Source organism: Microbacterium nanhaiense (assembly GCF_014646015.1).
Lineage (GTDB): Bacteria > Actinomycetota > Actinomycetes > Actinomycetales > Microbacteriaceae > Microbacterium > Microbacterium nanhaiense.
The window spans coordinates 207,538-224,797 of sequence record NZ_BMMQ01000001.1 but is presented as its reverse complement, the minus strand read 5'-3'; the positions used below and the strand labels follow the sequence as shown (position 1 = coordinate 224,797).

Here is a 17,260-nt window from a genome sequence, read left to right as displayed (position 1 = left end):
CGAGTGTAAAGCGGATCAGGCGCAGGCGGGCCCTATGCCGCGCGTCCGACGTCGATGAGGCGGTGCCCCCGCTTCTCGAAAACGAGCGCCCCGATCGCGAGCCCCACGACGAAGACACCGACCCCCGTGCCCGCGCCGATGAGGAGCGCCTCGTCGTCGCGCTCGGCGCCGCGAGCGATGGCGTCGTAGGCGGCGAGCATCGTCGGCGCACCGATCGCGAGCGTCGCGATCAGCACGAATCCCGGCGCGATCACGCCCAGGCCGCCGGACCTCTGCGGCTGGCGGAAGGGACTGTCTCCGGGACGGGCGACCGCGTACGGCGAGACGACGGAGAAGACGCTCGAGAGCCCGAAGCCGCCGAGGGTGAGCGCGAGGGCCACCCCGATGAGGGCGGGCAGGTGATCCCACGCGTCGGCGAAGCTCGCGGTCAGGGCGATCGTCGCCGCGAGCATCGGAACGGAGACGATCGCCGCGGGAACGAGCCGCCCGGCGCGGTCCGCCAAGCCCCTGACGCTCGAGACGAGGTGCACCCAGACGGCCTCAGAGTCGTAGGCGAGGTCGTTGTGCGCGATCCATCCGAGGAAGGCCGCGATGATCGGAAGGGGGATCAGCGCCACCGTCGCCGGGTCCACGCCCGCGACGATCAGCGGCAGGACGGGGGCGAGCCCCGCGAACGGGATCACGATGAGGTTCGACAGGTAACGCGCGTCGCTCGCCCAGTAGATGATGCTTCGCGCCGCGATCGCGCCCGTCGCGGTCCGCGGCAGCACACCGAGCCAGCCCAGCCGTGCCTCGCGGTGCGTGTCGACGAGGGGCAGCGTGCGGAACGCGTGCGCGCACACTCCCCACCACGCGCCGAAGAGCAGGAGGGCCCAGACCGCGGCGGCGACGAGCGCGAGCGAGGACGGCAGCGAGCCGGCGATTGCAGCCGGGCCCGCACCGAAGGGCGTGAGGGCGAGGGAGCGTTCGAGCCACGTCGCGAGCGCGGGGGCGCCCTCGCGCCACGAGGTGCCGACCGCGAACACGATCGCGGGCACGGCGATCGCGAGGATGGCGATGCCCGCGAGCGTGACGCCTTCCCTCGTGCGCCCGCCCGCGCGGATCCGGTCGCTGGCCGCGAAACCGAGGCGCGCGAGCATCGCGCAGGCGAACACGTGGGCCGCCGCGCCGGCCGCCGCGATCCCGGCCGGTGGCCCGAGGTGCGCTCCCACGAACGCGGCCGCCGTATCCAGCGCGGCGAGCGCGAGCACGGGCGCGCTCGCGACGGACGCGAGGGCGGATCCGCTCGCATACGCCGCGGGGGCGAGCGGCAGGAGCGAGAAACACGCCGGATCGAGCGGATCCGAGCGAGTGGACGCGAACGGGGCGAGGAAGAACCCCGCCGCGACGACCGATCCGAGCACGACGATCGCGATCCGCGCCGACTCCCCCGGTAGCCCCGTCAGCGCGCGCACTCCCCAGATCAGTGCCGCGGTCGCGGCGATGATGGCCGCGAGCGCCAGCGCGGAGGCGAGGGGACGCCGCCGGAAGGAGCTGCCCGTCTCCGCCAGCCTCAGGCGGAGGATGTGTGCAACCACTCGAGGCGTCCCTTCTCCTCGCCGCCGCTGAGATCGATGAAGCGCTGCTCGAGCGACATCTCGCCGCGCACCTCATCGAGCGTGCCCTCGGCGAGCACCTGACCCGTCACGAGGACCGAGATCCGCGAGCACATCTGCTCGATCAGGCTCATGCTGTGGCCCGACAGGATGACCGTCCCGCCCTGGTCGACGAAGGTGCGCAGCACACCGAGGAGGCGCTGCGCGGAGACCGGGTCGACCGATTCGAAGGGCTCGTCGAGGACCAGGAGCCGCGGCGCATGGATCATGGCGCAGGCCAGCATGAGCTTCTTCGTCATGCCCGTCGAATAGTCGCTGACGGCGCGGCCGAGCGCCGGAACGAGATCGAAGGCGTCGGCGAGGTCGTCGGCGCGCTCCCGCACCTGCGCCGCCGGAAGACCGCGGAGGGATCCGATGTAGTGCAGGAGCTGCTTGCCCGTGAGCCGATCGAAGGTGCGCATCCGGTCGGGAAGGACGCCCATCAGCCGTTTCGCCGCTCGCGGATCGGCGCGCGCGTCCACGTCGAAGACGCGGATCTCACCCCGATCGGCGCGGACGAGGCCGGCGATCATCGACAGCGTGGTGGTCTTTCCGGCACCGTTGGGCCCGACGAGGCCGTAGAACGAACCTGCCGGAACGCTCAGGTCGATGCCCGCGACCGCGGGCTCGCCTCGATAGGTTTTCACCACGCCGCGCAGCTCGAGCGCGTTCTCCCCCGCCGTGTCCGTCACCCGACCAATCTAACCATCCTGCCCGCCGCGCACCGGGCGCGCCAGACCGATTCCTCCGGATCAGCTTGGAAATCCACGCGTTCTTGTCCGGCGTTGGTATCTTGAAGGTAGATCGAGGATGACGTTCGGGTGAACACCGTGCCCATGGCACGCGTCCTCCGGGCCTGATCCTCCCTAGAACGAGGAGTATCCGCATGACCCTCCAGACCGTCATTCTCGCCGCCGGGATGGGCACTCGCCTCGGCCGCGAGCTCCCGAAGTCGCTCACGACTCTCGCCGACGGCCGCACCATCATGCAGCAGCAGCACGAGAACATCCGTGCCGCCTTCGGTTCCGACGCGAAGATCACGACGGTCGTGGGCTATCGCGCCGAGACGATCATCGATGCTTTCCCGAACGCGAACTACGTGCACAACGAGGCCTACGACGAGACCAACACCTCGAAGAGCCTCCTGCGCGCGCTCCTCGCGACGGGCCGCGGCGGTGTGCTCTGGATGAACGGCGACGTCGTCTTCGACCCGCGAATCCTCGGCCGCGCGGTCGCGCTCATCGAGCAGGACCAGTCGTTCGTGACGGTGAACACCGCCAAGGTCAGCGATGAAGAGGTCAAGTACACCCTGGACGCGAACGGCTTCGTCGCCGAACTGTCGAAGACCGTCGTGGGCGGCATCGGTGAGGCGGTGGGCATCAACTACGTGTCGAGCCGCGACAAGCGCGCGCTGATCGCGCAGCTGCAGCGCGTCGACGAGCAGGACTACTTCGAGCGCGGTATCGAGCTCGCCATCGCCGAGAACGGAATGCGCGTCGCCGCGATGGACATCAGCGACCTGTACGCCGTCGAGGTCGATTTCGCCGAAGACCTCGAGCGCGCCAACGAGGTGCTTGCCTAAGCACGACCCTGAGAACCCCCGATATTCGAACATCGATTCGAATGTCGGGGGTTTTTCCTATCGTCGAGGCATGAACATCGACGCACTCCCCCTCATCCCCTCGCCGTGGCGGGTGCGCAGGTCCTTCCCGCACCCGGTCATCACCAACGTCTCCGACCATCCCCTCGCGCTCGCCCGGGCCATCATCCGGGTCGGCGACGACGTGCACACCGAGCGGTGGGGTCTCGTGCTGCCGGGCGATCAGAACGAGGTCTGTCTCTGCGGCCTCGAAACGCACGACATGTGCGTGACGATCAGCTGGCGCCCCTCCGGCGCCGAGGGCCGCGAGTTGCTTTGGCAGTTCGTCGCCTAGTAGACGGCGCGGTACGCGCGACGACGCGTTTTCGCCTGCGAGTATCCGTACGGTTCACGCCCGTGCGGCAGGTCATTGGGATCGAGTCCGGTCACAAGCTCCGCAACGTCGATCTCGAGCGCCGTCGCGATCTGGACGAGGGTCGCGATCGTCGGATTGCCGATTCCCCGCTCGATGCGCTGGAAGTTCGTCAGGTCCATGTCCGCGCATTCCGCGAGTACGCGCGCACTCACGCCCGTCGACGCGCGAATCTTCTGGATGCGCCGCCCCACCTCGCGCGCGATCTCGGACTGTGTCTGGACCATCTCCCGATATTCACCGGAATCCGGTGCACACGCCCAAGCACGTACTCCCGGGTTTATGAACACAGGCATATATACCTCCGGACCCGCTGCGGGGCGTGCGCGGCCCTCAGCGGCGCTTCGGGATCCGGACTGCGGCGGTCGGGTTCGACGTCGCGATCACGTCGTCGAGCTCCGCGAGCACGTCCGCCGTGTAGCGCGGGATGTCGAGCCGCGAGGGCGGCACCTCGCCGTCCAGGGAGGCGCGCAGGCCCGCGGCGAGGGCGGCGTCGTCCTGTTCGACGATGTGAATCGTGCGCTCGGGCAGCGCGTCCTCCACCGACGCGAACCGCGTCGAGACGATCGGCATCCCGCAGAGCGCCGCTTCGAGGATCACCATGGGCTGTCCCTCGTAGCGGCTCGACATGACGAAGCAATCGGCCGCGTCCATGATCGCCCAGGGGTTGCGCTGCATGCCCGTGAGGAACGCGGCCCCTTCGAGGCCCAGCTCCACGATGAGCTCGCTCAGGTGCTCGCGCAGCGGCCCCTGGCCGACGATCAGGAGCCGCGCCTCGGGTCGTTCGCGAGACACGTCGGCGAAGGCGCGCAGCAGCCGTTCCTGGTTCTTCTCGGGCGAGAGCCTGCCGACGTTGACGAACCACTTCTGGTCCGGTGTGCGCCCGCAGAGCTCCTCGAGCCACGCGGGGCCCGCCTTTTCCTCCGCCGCGGATCCCAGCGCGGCATCGCGGAGGGGAACCGCGCGCCCGGCCGCAACCTCGTCGGCATTCGGGAGATTCCGCACCGTCTTGAAGGTCTCCGGGCGGGCGAACGCCTCCAAACCCTGCCGATTGTGCGCCGTGAGCGTGGGCGACACCGAAACCAGGGCGTCGAAGTAGGGGTAGAGCTCGAAGACGAGGCTGAGATTGCGGTGCAGGGGCTTGCGCCCGCCGACGGTGCGGTCGCGATCGCTCATCATCTCGTTGTGGAGCCAGATGGCGCGGCGCCGCGCGGGGGCGTGCAGCAGCAGGTTCGACCAGAACGCGCTGTATCCCGAGTAGTCGGCCACCCACTGGAACTTGGCGCCGCCGAACAGACGAATCCATTCGTCGGCCCAGAGCCGCGTGTGCCACCCACGCGAGGAGGGTCGGCGTGACTTGAGCCGGCGATTGTCGAGATAGCGCCGAACCTGTACCGCCTTCGAAGCGTTCATCTCCCCCATGCGGAACACCTGCCGCACCCGCGGGTCGATCCGTCGCTGGTTGGCTCGCTGCTGCTTTTTCCTCGACTGCGCGAGGAGCACGGTGACGTCGTACTTCTCGTGGTCGATGTTGTGCAGCAGATTCAGCGCGCTCATCGTGATGCCGTTGGACTTCATCCCGCCGAGATAGACCATGATCGGGGTGCGGCCATCGGTCGCGGCGCGGCGCACGCGGAATCCCTCGCGCTCGCCCCGGAACACGATCGCGATGACGCGCGACGTCGCATCGCCGTCATCGAAGGGGACGAATCGTTCCTGCCACGCGCCGTACTGGGGGTGCCTCTCGGACCCGTCCATGAGCGCACGGAGGGCGCGGGCCGTCTCGGCGGCGTCGCCGGAGACGGGCCCCGGAAGGTCGGACAGCGGCAGGTAGGTTCCCCGCGACTGCTCGTAGTCGTCGGCGTCGGGCGTGTAGAACGCCACCGGGCGCCCGGTGGCGAGGTAGTCGAAGAAGATCGACGAGTAGTCGGTGATGAGCCCGTCGGCGAGGCCGAGCAGGACGTTGGTCGGGATCGTGTTCGGCACGAGGTTCGGCATCCCGCCCTCCCGCGTACGGGCGATCGCGTGCACCGACTGATGCGTCTTCAGCAGGACGACGATTTCTCCGCCGAGCTCGCGGCCGAGCTGCTCCGTCCGCCGGGCGAGCTCGTCGAGGTCGGCGCCGGCGTGCGCGAAGTCCGTTCCGCGCCATGTCGGCGCGAAGAGCACGACACGACGACCGGCCGTGTCGATGCCCGCGGCGCGCAGCTGTTCTTCCGCCCGCTGCCTCGACTCCTCATCGACCCACTGGCGATCGATCCGGGGGTAGCCCTCTTCGATGATCTCGCCCGCGAAGACGTTGCGCAGCCGATACGCGTCCTCGTACATCGTCTCGGCCATGAAGGGGTTCGCGGCGAGCAGATAGTCGGCGTGCAGGAAGTTCCGCAGGGTGTTCGCCGACTGGCGTGCGCCGTCGGGCATGTCGAAGCCCATCTGCTTCAGGGGCGTGCCGTGCCAGGTGTTGAGGTACACCTGCCCCGGTCGCTTGCTGAAGTGCGGAGGGAATGTCGCGTTGTTGACGAGGTATCCCGCGGTCGCCACCGCGCGGTAGTAATCCGAGGTCCCGCGGCGCACCATGGACACACGCGGATGTCCCGCGAACTCGTCTCGGAAGCGCGCGGCGGCCTCGTCGTCGTCGATGATCCACACGTGCTCGAAGTGCTGGAACTCGGCGTCGGCGAGGAGTCCCCGGAAGATCGCCTCCGGGTTGCACAGCATGCCATTGCCGCCGAACGACTCGTAACAGACGAGCTCCGCCCGCACGGGGCGGCTTCGGAAGTACGCTCGCCGCTCGGCGGCTCCGGCGCGCTTCAGCCGCGTGATCTGCTGACGGAACCCACGAAGACGAGACGAGAAACTCACCGCCATATTGTGTCAGCCGACACGCCTGGCAAGCCTGGGGAACGCGCAAAAATGCCTGACCGCGCGCGCTACCGTGCCGCAATCGTTACCCGCTATGCTGCTCCGCGCCGGTATCCAGCCCGCCTCCGAATTCCCATGGGATGATCGACGAATGCGTAACGATCCGAGTTCGACGCGTCCGCAGGCGGACCGCCGCGACGCCCCCGCGGTGCCTGCGGGATCCGGAGTGTCGTTCATCATGCCGGTGCTCAACGAGGTCGACTATCTCCAGGACGCCGTCGCGTCGACTCTGGCGCAGGAGGTCGACGGGCCGATCGAACTGGTCATCGCGCTCGCTCCCTCGGATGACGGCACGACCGAGCTCGCGCACCGGCTCGCCGCGCAGGACGACCGGATCACCGTCGTCGACAACCCGGCCGCGGACAACCCCGTGGGATTGAACCTCGCCATCCGCGCCTCGCAATACCCCACCATCGTGCGCGTCGACGCGCATTCGGAGCTCAGCCCGGGATACACCATGCGGGCGATCGAGACGCTGGACCGCACGCGGGCCGCCAATGTCGGCGGAACGATGCACGCCGAGGGGCGCACCCCCTTCCAGCGCGCCGTCGCCGCCGCCTATAACTCGAAGATCGGGCTGGGCGGCGGCGCCTATCACGGGTCCGGCGAGGAGTCGGAGGCCGAATCCGCGTACCTCGGCGTGATGCGCCGCGCCGCGATCGAGGAGGTCGGCCTGTTCGATGAGACGCTGCGCCGCGGATCCGACTGGGAGATGAACCTGCGTCTGCGGCAGGCGGGCTACCGGGTGATGTTCGACCCGAAGCTCTCGGTCGCCTACTGGCCCCGCGAAAGCTGGATCCAGCTGTACCGTCAGTTCCTCGCGACCGGGCGGTGGCGGGGCGAACTGGTGCGCCGTTACGGCTTCCGCAACTCGACGCGATACTTCGCCCCGCCGGCCCTCGTCGTGCTGCTCGGGGCGGCGGCGCTCGTCGCGAGCCTCCGCGTCGGCGGCGTCGTGCGCGGGGCGCTCGCGGCGGTGCTGAGCCTCGTCTTCGTTCCCGTCGCCCTCTACGCGCTCGTGATCGCCGGGTTCTCGGCCGTGCAGTCGGCCGCGTCAATGCGGCAGAAGCTCTGGTCGCTCGCGGTCGTTCCGACGATGCACGTCGCCTGGGGCGCGGGGTTCATCGTCGGCGTCGTCCGGGGCGCACGCGACACGATCGACACATCGCGCGTGAGCCGCTAGCCCCGCTCAGCGGGACAGGAACCCGCGGTCGAAGATGCGGGCCACGACGCGCTCCGACGCGCGGCCGTCGTCGCGCGCGTTGAACACCTTCCGCCACGCGGCGTAGCGGTCGGCGTAGCGAGACGGATCCTCCCCCAGCGCCTCGACGAGCTCGTCGGCCGTGCGCACGACCGGTCCGGGCGCGCGCTCGGCGAGGTCGAAGTAGAAGCCGCGCAGGTCGCTCCGATAGTGCTCCAGATCGGGCACGAAGAAGTAGATCGGTCGGCCGGTGATGGTGAAGTCGAACATGACGGACGAGTAGTCGGTGATCATCGCGTCCGCGGCGCACATCAGGCGGGCGGCGTCGGCGTAGCCGGTGACGTCGATCACGCGCGAGCCGGTCACGCTCTGTCCGGGAAGCAGGGTGCGGCTGTGCCCGCGCACGAGGACGACGGATCCGGTGCGTTCCGCCAGCTCCGCCGGGTCGAGGAAGTCGACCATCTCCGAGCGGTCGTCGCGCCAGGTGGGCGCGTAGAGGAGGACCCGCTCTCCGTCGGCGATCCCGAGCTGCCGGCGCGTGGATCCGCCGTCGCCCGTGGCGAGGGCGTCGTTGCGCGGGTAACCCTCGACCCACATCTCGCGGCCGCGGAACGCGTAGGCGCGTGCCAGCAGTCGAGCCGCGTAGGTGTTCTGCGCGAGCAGGACGTCCCAGCGACGCGATTCCTTGAGCACGGCACCCCACGCGCGCGGGCGGAATCCGGGTCGCGTCAGGGCGAGGCGTTTGAGCGGTGTGCCGTGCCAGGTCTGCAGAACCCGCTGTCCGCGGCGGCGGACATAGCGGCGGCGCAGCCAGTCGTTGACGACGAGCAGGCGGCTCGCGCTGCGCGCGCGCCACCATTCCGAGGATCCCTCGACGACCGCAATCGCGCCGTCCGGCACCTCGACCGACAGGTCGATGACGCTCCAATAGCGCGTCACGCCTGGGGCGACGCGGGCGATCTCGCGGTCGATCGCGAGCGGGTTGTCGCCCGCGACGCGACCGTAGAAGCTCTCGAAGAACACCGCGTTCTCGAGCGGCACGGCGTGGAGCGCGTATCGGCGTTCGAGCGCGGCGCGCCCCTCGGGGTCCTCGACCGACGGATCCAGGGGCGGCCCGATCTCGACGGCCTCGTCCGCGACGGCGACCCGGAGAGTGCCCTCGATCGTCATCGGCACGTGCCCGCGGAGCTCGTGCCGCGCCGCCTCGAGGCGGTAGTTCCCGCTCGGGAGCGGGAGTTCCGCGCCGCCCCACCTCGAACGGTGCAGCGGCAGGCGGGCGCTCCAGCCCGATTCGGCCGCCACGGGCTCGGCGTCGACGCGCGCCCGCGGGCCGGTGAGGCTCGCGCGCTCCGGCGGTGTTCCCGTGCCGGAGACGATGAGTGCGGGAACGGGCCCCGTGGTGTCGAGTGCGATCGTCGCCGTCATCGATGCGCCTTTCCGATGCGCGCGAGAACCTCGTCGAGCACGCGATCCGTGTTGTGTCCGTCGCGGAAGTCGTGCACGCGCCGACTCAGCTCCCTGGCGCGCTCGGTGCGCCGTTCCAGAGCGCCGGCGTCGCCCAGCGCCTCGTCGATCTCCGGAAGCAGCTCCGCCCACGAGCGCGCCGCGTCGCCGCCCGTGATGTCGGCGTACTCGCCGTAGAAGCCGCGGCGACGCGCATAGTCATCGATGTCCGGGGCGAGGAAGAACGCCGGGAGCGGCACGAGCGCCGAGTCGTAGACGAGCGAGGAGTAGTCGGTCACGATCGCGTCGAACGCGGGCAGCGCGAGATTGATGTCGGCGAGCACACCCGCGCCCATCAGGGCGACGCGATCCGTCCGCTCCGGCGGCGCGTACTCGCCCTCGCCGAGGCGATGCGAGCGAATCACGAGCGTCGCATCGTGGCGCTCGAGGAGCGCGAGGATGCGGTTCCATTCCTCGGGGCGCGGGACGCCCGGATCCGGGTCGCCGTTGCGCCACGTCGGGGCGTAGAGCACGAGGCGGCGATCGCCCCGCGCCTCAGGCACGAGTGAGCCGACGAGCGCGCGTGCCCTCGCGCGGCGCGAGGGTGCGTCGCCGTGCGAGAGTACGTCGGCGCGGGGCTCGCCCGTCACCGCGACCTTTTCGTGCGAGATCCCGAAGGCCGATTCCAGGCGGCCGCGAACCAGATGACTCGCGGCCGGGATGACGCCGATGCGCTGCGCCGACCGGCGATACATCCACCGCAACAGGGCGCGCACGGAGCGGGAGTTCGGGAGGAAGGCACTGCGCGAGACCTCGGGCGCGTCGAGACCGATCCGCTTCAGAGGGATGCCGTGCCACAGCTGGGCGACAAACGCTCCGGTGACGGCGTAAGGGTTGACGTCGCCGAAGCCGAACGCGACGACCGCGACGCGTGCCCGGGCCGTCGCCCAAAAGCCGCGCCAGCTGAGCTTCGGCACCGCGGGGATCCCGCGGCGCTCGGCCTCCCGGGCCTCGGCGTCCGACGAGGTGAGCCAGACGGCCTGTATTCCGCGGGCGGCGGCGTCGTCCCAGACGGCGAGAGGGCCATCGGCGATGCCCGCGCCGCACCCGAAGACCCACCGCTCGGAGCGCGGCACCACGAGGGTCACGAGGCGGCCGAGCCCATACAGCGGGAGCCGGGCGAGCTTGGCAGCGTTGCCCGAGCCGAAAGAGAAAGACGCCACCCGTCGAGCCTAACGGGTGGCGCCTCTCCGATCGGCTCACATCTCGCCGAGCGTGACCTCCGCCTCGTGCTCGCTTCCGTCGCGCACGTAGGTGATGGTGACGGTGGCCCCGGCCGCGTTCGCGCGGATCTGCGCCGTGAGGTCGATCGCGTCGTTGACGCGCACGCCGTCGACCTTGGTAATGACGTCGCCCTTCTGCAGGCCGCCCTTCTCGGCGCCGCCGCCGGCCACCGGGTCCTCCGCGATGTACGCGCCGGTCGTCGTGGTGCCCTCGACGCTCGCGGCGGGAGCGACGCTCGCGCCGAGGAGGCCGTGCGAGGCGCTGCCGTTCTCGATGATCTCGTTCGCGACGCGGTTGGCGATGTTGGCGGGGATCGCGAAGCCCAGCCCGATGGATCCGCCCTCACCGCTCGACGAGTTGGCCGTGGCGATCGCGACGTTGATGCCGATCAGCTCGCCCGATCCGTTCACGAGCGCGCCGCCGGAGTTGCCCGGGTTGATCGCCGCGTCGGTCTGCAGCACCGCGATCTTGATCGACTCGTTGGTGGGCGTCGTGCCCTCGCCCTGCTCCTGGCCCGGCAGATCGAAGAACCACGGCGACTGCTGGTCACCGTCGCCCTCGGTCGACTCGTCGTCCGGCGCGGCCGACGACGCGATCTCGATCGCGCGGTTGACGTTGCTGATGACGCCCGTCGTGACGGTGTTGTTCAGCCCCATCGGGGCGCCGATCGCGACGGAGGTGTCGCCCACGTTCAGCTTCGACGAATCGGCGAAGGTGATCGGGGTCAGACCGCTGGCGTCTTCGAGCTTGATCACGGCGAGGTCATAGGTGGGATCCGTGCCGACGATGGTCGCGTTGTAGAGCGTTCCATCCGACATGGTCACGCGCAGCTGCGCGTGGGCGGCCTCACCGCCGAGCGTCACGACGTGCGTGTTGGTGAGCACGTATCCGTCTTCGCTGAGGACGACGCCCGAGCCGCTGCCGCCCGCCGAATCGCTCGCCGCCTCGATCGTGACGACGCTCGGGAGGGCCTTCGCCGCGATCGCCGCCGTCTCATTGACGTCCTCGGGGTTGTTGATCGTCACGCTCTGGGTGCCCGTTGCCGAGGAGGAGCTGACCTCCTGCGCCGTGCCGTCGCCGAAGCTGTTGAACCCGATCCACGCGCCGCCGAGGCCCGCGCCACCGCCGATGAGAGCGGCGACGACCATGAGGCCGGCGACCTTCGCGCCGATGCCGGACTTCGCCTTCTTCGGCTTCGGCTCCGGCTGCGCCCAGGCGTATGTCGGCGTCGTCGGCGGGGGGAAGCCGGGCTGGGAGGCGTCCGCGCCGCCCTGACCGGTGAACGCACCCGCCTGCGTCGCCGCGCCGGGTGCTGCGTACTGCGGCGCGCCCGGCTGCGGTGTGGAGGGACCGACGTAGCCACCGCGCGCGGCCTGCTCGGCGGCAGGGCGCTCAGGACGCGGGGGGATCATTGAACCGCTCTCATTGCTCATGGCTGCTCCTTCTGGGCTGATGACTTCAGCATGCGCCCGTTTCCTATGAGCCGTCTATGCCCGAAATAGGCCGTGTGTGTGAGTTCGTCGCGGGTAGCCTGACGACATGACGCTTGTACCCGGACCGTGGCAACGCGCGGCCGCAGGGGCCCGACTCCTCGGCGGAAACGGTGAGGTCGCACCCACAATCTTCGCAGAGATGACGGCCCTCGCGGCGCGCACCGATGCGATCAATCTCGGACAGGGTTTCCCCGACGAGGACGGCCCCGCGGAAGTCCTCGACGCCGCGCGCCGCGCCATCGCGGAGGGGCTGAACCAGTACCCGCCGGGGCGCGGGACGCCCGACCTTCTCCGCGCGATCGCCGAGCACCAGCAGAGGTTCTACGGCCTCGCCTGGGATCCCGGAACCGAGATCCTCGTCACGGCCGGAGCGACCGAAGCCCTGACGGCCACGCTGCTGGCGCTCCTCGAACCCGGCGACGAGGTCGTCGTGTTCGAACCGTTCTACGACTCGTATGCCGCAGCGATCGCGCTGGCGGGCGCGCGCCTCGTTCCGGTGCGGCTGCGCTGGCCCGCGTTCCAACCGGATGCCGACGAACTGGCATCCGCCGTGACGGATCGCACCCGCGTCATCCTCATCAACGATCCGCACAATCCAACCGGCGCGATGTTCTCGCAGGACACGCGGGAGCTCGTCGTGCGCCTCGCCGAGCGCCACGACGCGATCATCGTCACGGACGAGGTGTACGAGCACCTAGCCTTCGGTGCGGAGCACTCCCCCGTCGCGGCGATGCCGGGCGCGCGCGGGCGCACGGTCTCGATCTCCTCCGCCGGCAAGACGTTTCGCACGACCGGCTGGAAGATCGGCTGGCTGACCGCCCCCTCGGCGCTCGTCACGGCGATTCTCACGGTGAAGCAGTACCTCACCTACGCGAACGGCTCGCCCTTCCAACCGGCGATCGCGGCGGGGCTTCGCCTGCCGGATGCGTTCTTCACGGGCCTCGCCGAAGACATGCGCGCCAAGGCCGAGACGCTCGGACGCGGGCTCGAGGCCGCCGGCTTCGCCGTCTCGAGGCCGGCGGCGACGTACTTCACCGTCGTCGACACGCGCCCGCTCGGGTTCGACGACGCCGCATCCTTCTGCCGTGCGCTGCCCGCGCGCGGCGGCGTCGCGGGAGTGCCGCTCGGCGCATTCGTCACCGAGGAGCACGACGGAGAGTTCCGCTCTCTCGTCCGCTTCGCGGCCTGCAAGCGGATAGACGTCCTCCGAGAGGCCGCCGATCGCCTCGCTCAGCTCGCGGGCTCGACCCGGTAGCGGCGCAGCTTGAGGGCCGGGTTCGTCTCGCGCACCGCCACGATGCGATCGCGCGAGGCCCAGCCCACAGTCACGTCGGCCTCCGCCCCGAGCGACGCCGTCACGACGCCGAGCGGATCCGCGATCATCGAGCGCCCGACGCCCACGGGCGGCGTGTGATCGGCGGCGACCACGTACGCGGTGTTCTCGATCGCGCGCGCGAGGATGAGGGTCTCCCAGTGATGCTCCTTGAGCGGCCCGCGGACCCATTCGGCCGGCACGACGAGCACGTCGGCACCCGCGTCGATGAGCATCCGCGCGGCCTCGGGAAAGCGCAGGTCGTAGCAGGTCATGAGCCCGAACCGCAGCCCGTCGACGACGAAGGTCTCCGGGTCCGCGAGCTCACCCGCCTCGATCCATTCGCTCTCCGTCTGCCCGAAGGCGTCGTACAGGTGCTGCTTGCGATAGCTCGCGATGACGCCGGTCGAGTCGACCGCGACGACAGTATTGCGCACCCGGTCGCCGGTGCCGCGCTCCACGAGACCCGCCACGATCGTGAGGTCGTGCTGGGCCGCGATCGTCGCGAGCGATCGCGTGAACGGGCCGTCGAGATCCTGCGCGTACCGCACGAGGCTCTCGTCGAGCGGATCCACGAAATAGCTCGCGTACTCGGGGGCGACGAGCACCCGCGCGCCGCGATCCGCCGCGGCCTCGGCGGCCTCCGCGAGGCGGGTCAGGTTCGCGTCGGTATCGGCTGCGGGGGCGAACTGGAAGACGGCGATTCCGACGGGTTCGTGTGCGCTCATGCGGCCATCATCGCACGCGCCCAGCCGCCGCACAGGCTCGCCCGGGATCCGTCCCGGATTTGCCTCCCCATGAACGGCAGGTAAAGTAAGAGATGTGCCGCGGGATGGAGCAGTTCGGTAGCTCGCTGGGCTCATAACCCAGAGGTCGTAGGTTCAAATCCTGCTCCCGCAACCAAAGCGCAAGGCCCGGATCCCCACGGATCCGGGCCTTCTGCGTCGGCGAACTTGCGCGTCGAGCGGATAACGTGTAAAGTAAATTCTCGTGCCGCGGGATGGAGCAGTTCGGTAGCTCGCTGGGCTCATAACCCAGAGGTCGTAGGTTCAAATCCTGCTCCCGCAACCAATCGGAAGGCCCGGTCTCCTCATTAGAGGACACCGGGCCTTCTTGCGCGCCGGATCCCTGGTCCTCATCGGATCCGCCGCCTCACCCTCGGCAGGGCCGGCGAACCCGCGGAGATCGCGGGGGCCGTCGCCTGGTTGCTCTCGCCCGAGGCCTCGTACACGACCGGCGCGACTCTCCGCGTGGCGGGCGGCCTGTAACGAGCGGGCGCCGCGTGCGCCCTCCCCGCGAGATCTCACCCATTTCGCGAGATCGCCCTCAGTTCGGGGCGATCTCGGCACAACGGTGAGATCTCGCGGGATCCCGTTAGGCGCTCGCGGGGCTGTCCTCCGCGGAGGGCAGCACCTCTCGGAGCAGATCGTCGAGGGTGACGACTCCCAGGAGGCGTTCGCCGTCGACGACCGTCGCCAGTTGCACGCGCTCTCGGCGCATCTGCGCCAGCGCGTCGTACGCCGACGCCGACGGGCCGAGCGCGAGTGCTTCGCGGGCGATGTCGGCCGCCGGGGTGTCCAGCGCGACGTCGAGCGTGTCCCGAACGTGCGCGACGCGGGATTCGGGCCCCGCCCCCACGAGGATCCGCAGGTGGCTCGACGATGCGGCGACGGCCTGCACCTCGGCAACGGTCGCCGTCGCGGCCACCGCGGTCGGCACCCGATCGGTGCGCACGATGTCGCCCACGGTCAGGTTGCCGAGCGAGATCACCTTCGCGATCGGCTCCGAATACAGCTCCTCGAGGGTGCCGGCGGCACGGGAGTGCGCGACCAGCTCGCGGATCGTGTCCGCATCCTGACCGCCGGCGGCGGCCTTCTCGACGGGCTCGACGCCCGATGCCTTCACGAGCCGGTTCGCGATCCGGTTGATCCAGAGGAGGAACGGCCGGAGCGGCCACGTGAGCGCCCGCGCGGCGATTCCCGTGGCCTTCGCGGCGGTCTCGGGATGGGCGATGGCCCACGACTTCGGAGCCATCTCGCCGATGACGAGGTGCAGGAACGTCACCGCGATCAGCGCGACGACGAAGGCGATCACGTCGGCGAGCACATAGGGCAGGCCCCACTGCTCGAGCACGGGGGCCAGCGCGTAGTCGATCGCGGGTTTGGTGACGGCGCCGAGCGCGAAGGTGCATGCCGTGATGCCCAGCTGGGCGAAGGCGAGCATGACCGTCAGCTCGTTCACACCGCGAAGGGCGGCCCGCGCCGATGCGCTGCGTTCGGCTTCCTCCTCGAGGCGGTGACGACGGGCTGCCAGGAGCGCGAACTCGACGATCACGAAGAACGCGCTCGCGACGATCAGCGCCGTCGTGACGATAGTGACCATCCACCAGCTCATGACGACATCCCCTCATCCGCGGCGGAAACCGGCGTGGCGGCTCGCTCGCGCTCCCCGGCGACGGACGCGTCGTCGAGATCGACCTCGTGCAGGCGCACCGCGAGGCGCGACGGCACGAGGCGCGCCACCTCCTCCACCTCGATGTCGAGCCAGCGCTCGATGCGGATCCCCTGGATCGTCTCCGCGGCCTTTTCGGGGATGTCGACGCGCAGCACCGCGCCCACGGGAGGCAGGTCGCCGTGTTCCCGGATCACGAGCCCCGCGATCGTCTCGTCGTCGTCGCGCGTCAGGTCGTGCCCGATCAGTCGTTCGACCTCGTCGAGGTGCACGTCTCCCGGCAACGTCCAATGATGTTCGCCGACGTGCACGACCTCGTCGACGATGAGGTCGTGCTCGTCCGAGATCTCGCCGATGACCTCCTCGGTGAGGTCTTCGATGGTGAGGATGCCATCGAAGTTGCCGTACTCGTCGACGACGCAGGCGAGCTCGTTGCGCGTCCGACGCATGCGCTCGAGCGCCGCCGGCAGCGGCATCGTGGTCGGGAGCACGACGGCGTCCCGCATCACGGCGGACACCGCGGTGTCGTCGGCGTGGTCGCCGCGGAGCAGGTCGATGAGCTCGACGACGCCGATCGGCGCGTCCTCGTCATCGATGACCGGGTAGCGGGTGTGACCGGTCGCCATGAGGGTGCGCACCTCGCCGACGGTCGTCTCGGGCGAGATCGAGTCGATCTGTGAGCGGGGCACCATGGCGTGCTCGACGTCGCGCTGAGGGAAGTCGAGGATGCGGTCGATGATCATCGACAGGTCGCCTGGCAGGTCGCCGCTCGCGCGCGACTCTTCGATGATCGCCTCGAGGTCGCGCGCCGTGGCGCTCTCGTCGACGTCCTCGAGCGGCTCGATGCGCACCATGCGCAGCAGCGCGTTCGCCGCCATGTCGAAGACCGTGATCAACCATCCGAAGAGCATCAGGTAAATGCGCGTCGGCACGGCAAGCGCACGCGCGAGAGGCTCGGGGTCCGCGATGGCGAGGTTCTTCGGATAGAGCTCGCCGAAGATCATCGTGACGATCGTGGCAAGCAGCAGGGCGCCGACCGTGCCGATCGCGATAGACACGGCCGGGTTGATCCCGGCGCCGCCCAGCAGCGTTCCGATCGACTCACCGATCAGCGGCTCGGCCACGTAACCGATGAGCAGTCCCGTCACGGTGATGCCCAGCTGGGCGCCGGACAGCATGAAGGACGTGCGCTTCGTGATCGCGAGCACCCGCTTCGCCTGGGCGTCGCCCTTCTCGGCCTTCGCCGCCATCCGTGCGCGGTCGACCGACATGTACGCGAACTCCTGCGCGACGAAGAAGCCGCACGCGACGATGATCGCCAGCGTCAGGAGAATGCCGAGGAGCAGCGTCAGCGCTGCGGTCAGCATGTGATGTCACCCCCTCTCTCAGCGAGGGGGTCGCAAGATCGACCCTCCTGGTCGGTGGAGGTGCGATGAACGCTCACGGGTGTTCTTTCTGTAGGGCACGGGTGGGCATGACGAGAATAACGGCGATGGCTATCCGCGGCC

The 17,260-nt window shown here is 69.7% G+C and carries 15 protein-coding genes and 2 tRNA genes; 7 read left to right on the top strand and 10 right to left on the bottom strand.

Annotated elements, in window-relative coordinates:
* Positions 1-32: 32 nt before the first annotated feature.
* Entirely contained in the window at positions 33-1,577 is a 1,545-nt protein-coding gene (locus IEX05_RS01165) for a hypothetical protein (protein ID WP_188699566.1), read from the bottom strand.
* Complete coding sequence (locus tag IEX05_RS01160) at positions 1,553-2,326, bottom strand: ABC transporter ATP-binding protein (RefSeq protein ID WP_229661052.1); 774 nt, start codon at positions 2,324-2,326, stop codon at positions 1,553-1,555. Before IEX05_RS01160 ends, IEX05_RS01165 begins: the two co-directional genes overlap by 25 nt.
* Positions 2,327-2,520: 194 nt before the next feature.
* On the opposite strand from IEX05_RS01160, the gene IEX05_RS01155 reads away from it, so the two are divergent.
* Together IEX05_RS01155 and IEX05_RS01150 are read left to right on the top strand one after the other, a co-directional pair.
* The gene (locus IEX05_RS01155) at positions 2,521-3,216 is read left to right on the top strand and encodes a phosphocholine cytidylyltransferase family protein (protein WP_188699565.1); all 696 of its coding nucleotides are present in this window, start codon (positions 2,521-2,523) and stop codon (positions 3,214-3,216) included.
* A 70-nt stretch (positions 3,217-3,286) separates the two neighbouring features.
* A complete protein-coding gene (locus tag IEX05_RS01150) occupies positions 3,287-3,568 on the top strand; it encodes a hypothetical protein (protein ID WP_188699564.1) in 282 nt (93 codons plus the stop codon).
* Here IEX05_RS01150 and IEX05_RS01145 read toward each other — a convergent pair.
* Together IEX05_RS01145 and IEX05_RS01140 are read right to left on the bottom strand one after the other, a co-directional pair.
* Positions 3,565-3,873 carry a helix-turn-helix domain-containing protein gene (locus tag IEX05_RS01145; RefSeq protein WP_188699563.1) on the bottom strand — a complete coding sequence of 103 codons (309 nt, stop codon included), beginning with the start codon at positions 3,871-3,873 and terminating at the stop codon, positions 3,565-3,567. The genes IEX05_RS01150 and IEX05_RS01145 overlap by 4 nt on opposite strands.
* 106 nt (positions 3,874-3,979) lie before the next feature.
* Positions 3,980-6,508 carry a glycosyltransferase gene (locus tag IEX05_RS01140; RefSeq protein WP_229661051.1) on the bottom strand — a complete coding sequence of 843 codons (2,529 nt, stop codon included), beginning with the start codon at positions 6,506-6,508 and terminating at the stop codon, positions 3,980-3,982.
* A gap of 151 nt (positions 6,509-6,659) precedes the next feature.
* Here IEX05_RS01140 and IEX05_RS01135 point away from each other — a divergent pair, with 151 nt between their 5' ends.
* The gene (locus IEX05_RS01135; RefSeq protein ID WP_188699561.1) at positions 6,660-7,751 is read left to right on the top strand and encodes a glycosyltransferase family 2 protein; all 1,092 of its coding nucleotides are present in this window, start codon (positions 6,660-6,662) and stop codon (positions 7,749-7,751) included.
* Between the two features lie 6 nt (positions 7,752-7,757).
* On the opposite strand, the gene IEX05_RS01130 is transcribed toward IEX05_RS01135, so the two are convergent.
* The 3 genes from IEX05_RS01130 to IEX05_RS01120 are packed head-to-tail and all read right to left on the bottom strand — an operon-like array spanning position 7,758 to position 11,929.
* Complete coding sequence (locus IEX05_RS01130) at positions 7,758-9,194, bottom strand: CDP-glycerol glycerophosphotransferase family protein (RefSeq protein ID WP_188699560.1); 1,437 nt, start codon at positions 9,192-9,194, stop codon at positions 7,758-7,760.
* Entirely contained in the window at positions 9,191-10,435 is a 1,245-nt protein-coding gene (locus IEX05_RS01125; RefSeq protein WP_188699559.1) for a CDP-glycerol glycerophosphotransferase family protein, read from the bottom strand. The genes IEX05_RS01130 and IEX05_RS01125 overlap by 4 nt, the downstream gene beginning before the upstream one ends.
* A 36-nt stretch (positions 10,436-10,471) precedes the next feature.
* Positions 10,472-11,929, bottom strand: coding sequence for a S1C family serine protease (locus tag IEX05_RS01120; protein ID WP_188699558.1), 1,458 nt, complete (start codon positions 11,927-11,929; stop codon positions 10,472-10,474).
* A 106-nt stretch (positions 11,930-12,035) separates the two neighbouring features.
* Between IEX05_RS01120 and IEX05_RS01115 the strand changes: the two genes are divergently transcribed.
* A complete protein-coding gene (locus IEX05_RS01115; protein ID WP_188699557.1) occupies positions 12,036-13,244 on the top strand; it encodes an aminotransferase class I/II-fold pyridoxal phosphate-dependent enzyme in 1,209 nt (402 codons plus the stop codon).
* Here the strand turns inward: IEX05_RS01115 and IEX05_RS01110 are convergent.
* On the bottom strand, positions 13,220-14,029 hold the full coding sequence (locus tag IEX05_RS01110; RefSeq protein WP_188699556.1) for a carbon-nitrogen hydrolase family protein: 810 nt from the start codon (positions 14,027-14,029) through the stop codon (positions 13,220-13,222). The two genes, IEX05_RS01115 and IEX05_RS01110, sit on opposite strands and share 25 nt — an antisense overlap.
* Positions 14,030-14,127: 98 nt before the next feature.
* Between IEX05_RS01110 and IEX05_RS01105 the strand changes: the two genes are divergently transcribed.
* From IEX05_RS01105 to IEX05_RS01095, 3 genes are all read left to right on the top strand, one after another.
* Positions 14,128-14,204, top strand: a tRNA-Met gene (locus IEX05_RS01105).
* A gap of 91 nt (positions 14,205-14,295) precedes the next feature.
* A tRNA-Met gene (locus tag IEX05_RS01100) sits at positions 14,296-14,372 on the top strand.
* A gap of 53 nt (positions 14,373-14,425) precedes the next feature.
* Positions 14,426-14,569 carry an SDR family oxidoreductase gene (locus IEX05_RS01095; protein ID WP_308423394.1) on the top strand — a complete coding sequence of 48 codons (144 nt, stop codon included), beginning with the start codon at positions 14,426-14,428 and terminating at the stop codon, positions 14,567-14,569.
* 106 nt (positions 14,570-14,675) lie between these two features.
* On the opposite strand, the gene IEX05_RS01090 is transcribed toward IEX05_RS01095, so the two are convergent.
* Positions 14,676-15,695 (bottom strand): CNNM domain-containing protein, encoded by a 1,020-nt coding sequence (locus tag IEX05_RS01090; protein WP_188699554.1) that lies wholly within the window; start codon positions 15,693-15,695, stop codon positions 14,676-14,678.
* Entirely contained in the window at positions 15,692-17,119 is a 1,428-nt protein-coding gene (locus IEX05_RS01085; protein WP_188699552.1) for a hemolysin family protein, read from the bottom strand. Before IEX05_RS01085 ends, IEX05_RS01090 begins: the two co-directional genes overlap by 4 nt.
* Positions 17,120-17,260 lie beyond the last annotated feature (141 nt).

Coding starts and splice junctions, on each gene's coding strand:
- IEX05_RS01135 (WP_188699561.1), top strand. CDS start 6,660: ATGCGTAACGATCCGAGTTCGACGCGTCCGCAGGCGGACCGCCGCGAC.
- IEX05_RS01120 (WP_188699558.1), bottom strand. CDS start 11,929: ATGAGCAATGAGAGCGGTTCAATGATCCCCCCGCGTCCTGAGCGCCCT.
- IEX05_RS01115 (WP_188699557.1), top strand. CDS start 12,036: ATGACGCTTGTACCCGGACCGTGGCAACGCGCGGCCGCAGGGGCCCGA.
- IEX05_RS01145 (WP_188699563.1), bottom strand. CDS start 3,873: ATGGTCCAGACACAGTCCGAGATCGCGCGCGAGGTGGGGCGGCGCATC.
- IEX05_RS01085 (WP_188699552.1), bottom strand. CDS start 17,119: ATGCTGACCGCAGCGCTGACGCTGCTCCTCGGCATTCTCCTGACGCTG.
- IEX05_RS01155 (WP_188699565.1), top strand. CDS start 2,521: ATGACCCTCCAGACCGTCATTCTCGCCGCCGGGATGGGCACTCGCCTC.
- IEX05_RS01110 (WP_188699556.1), bottom strand. CDS start 14,029: ATGAGCGCACACGAACCCGTCGGAATCGCCGTCTTCCAGTTCGCCCCC.
- IEX05_RS01090 (WP_188699554.1), bottom strand. CDS start 15,695: ATGAGCTGGTGGATGGTCACTATCGTCACGACGGCGCTGATCGTCGCG.
- IEX05_RS01130 (WP_188699560.1), bottom strand. CDS start 9,194: ATGACGGCGACGATCGCACTCGACACCACGGGGCCCGTTCCCGCACTC.
- IEX05_RS01150 (WP_188699564.1), top strand. CDS start 3,287: ATGAACATCGACGCACTCCCCCTCATCCCCTCGCCGTGGCGGGTGCGC.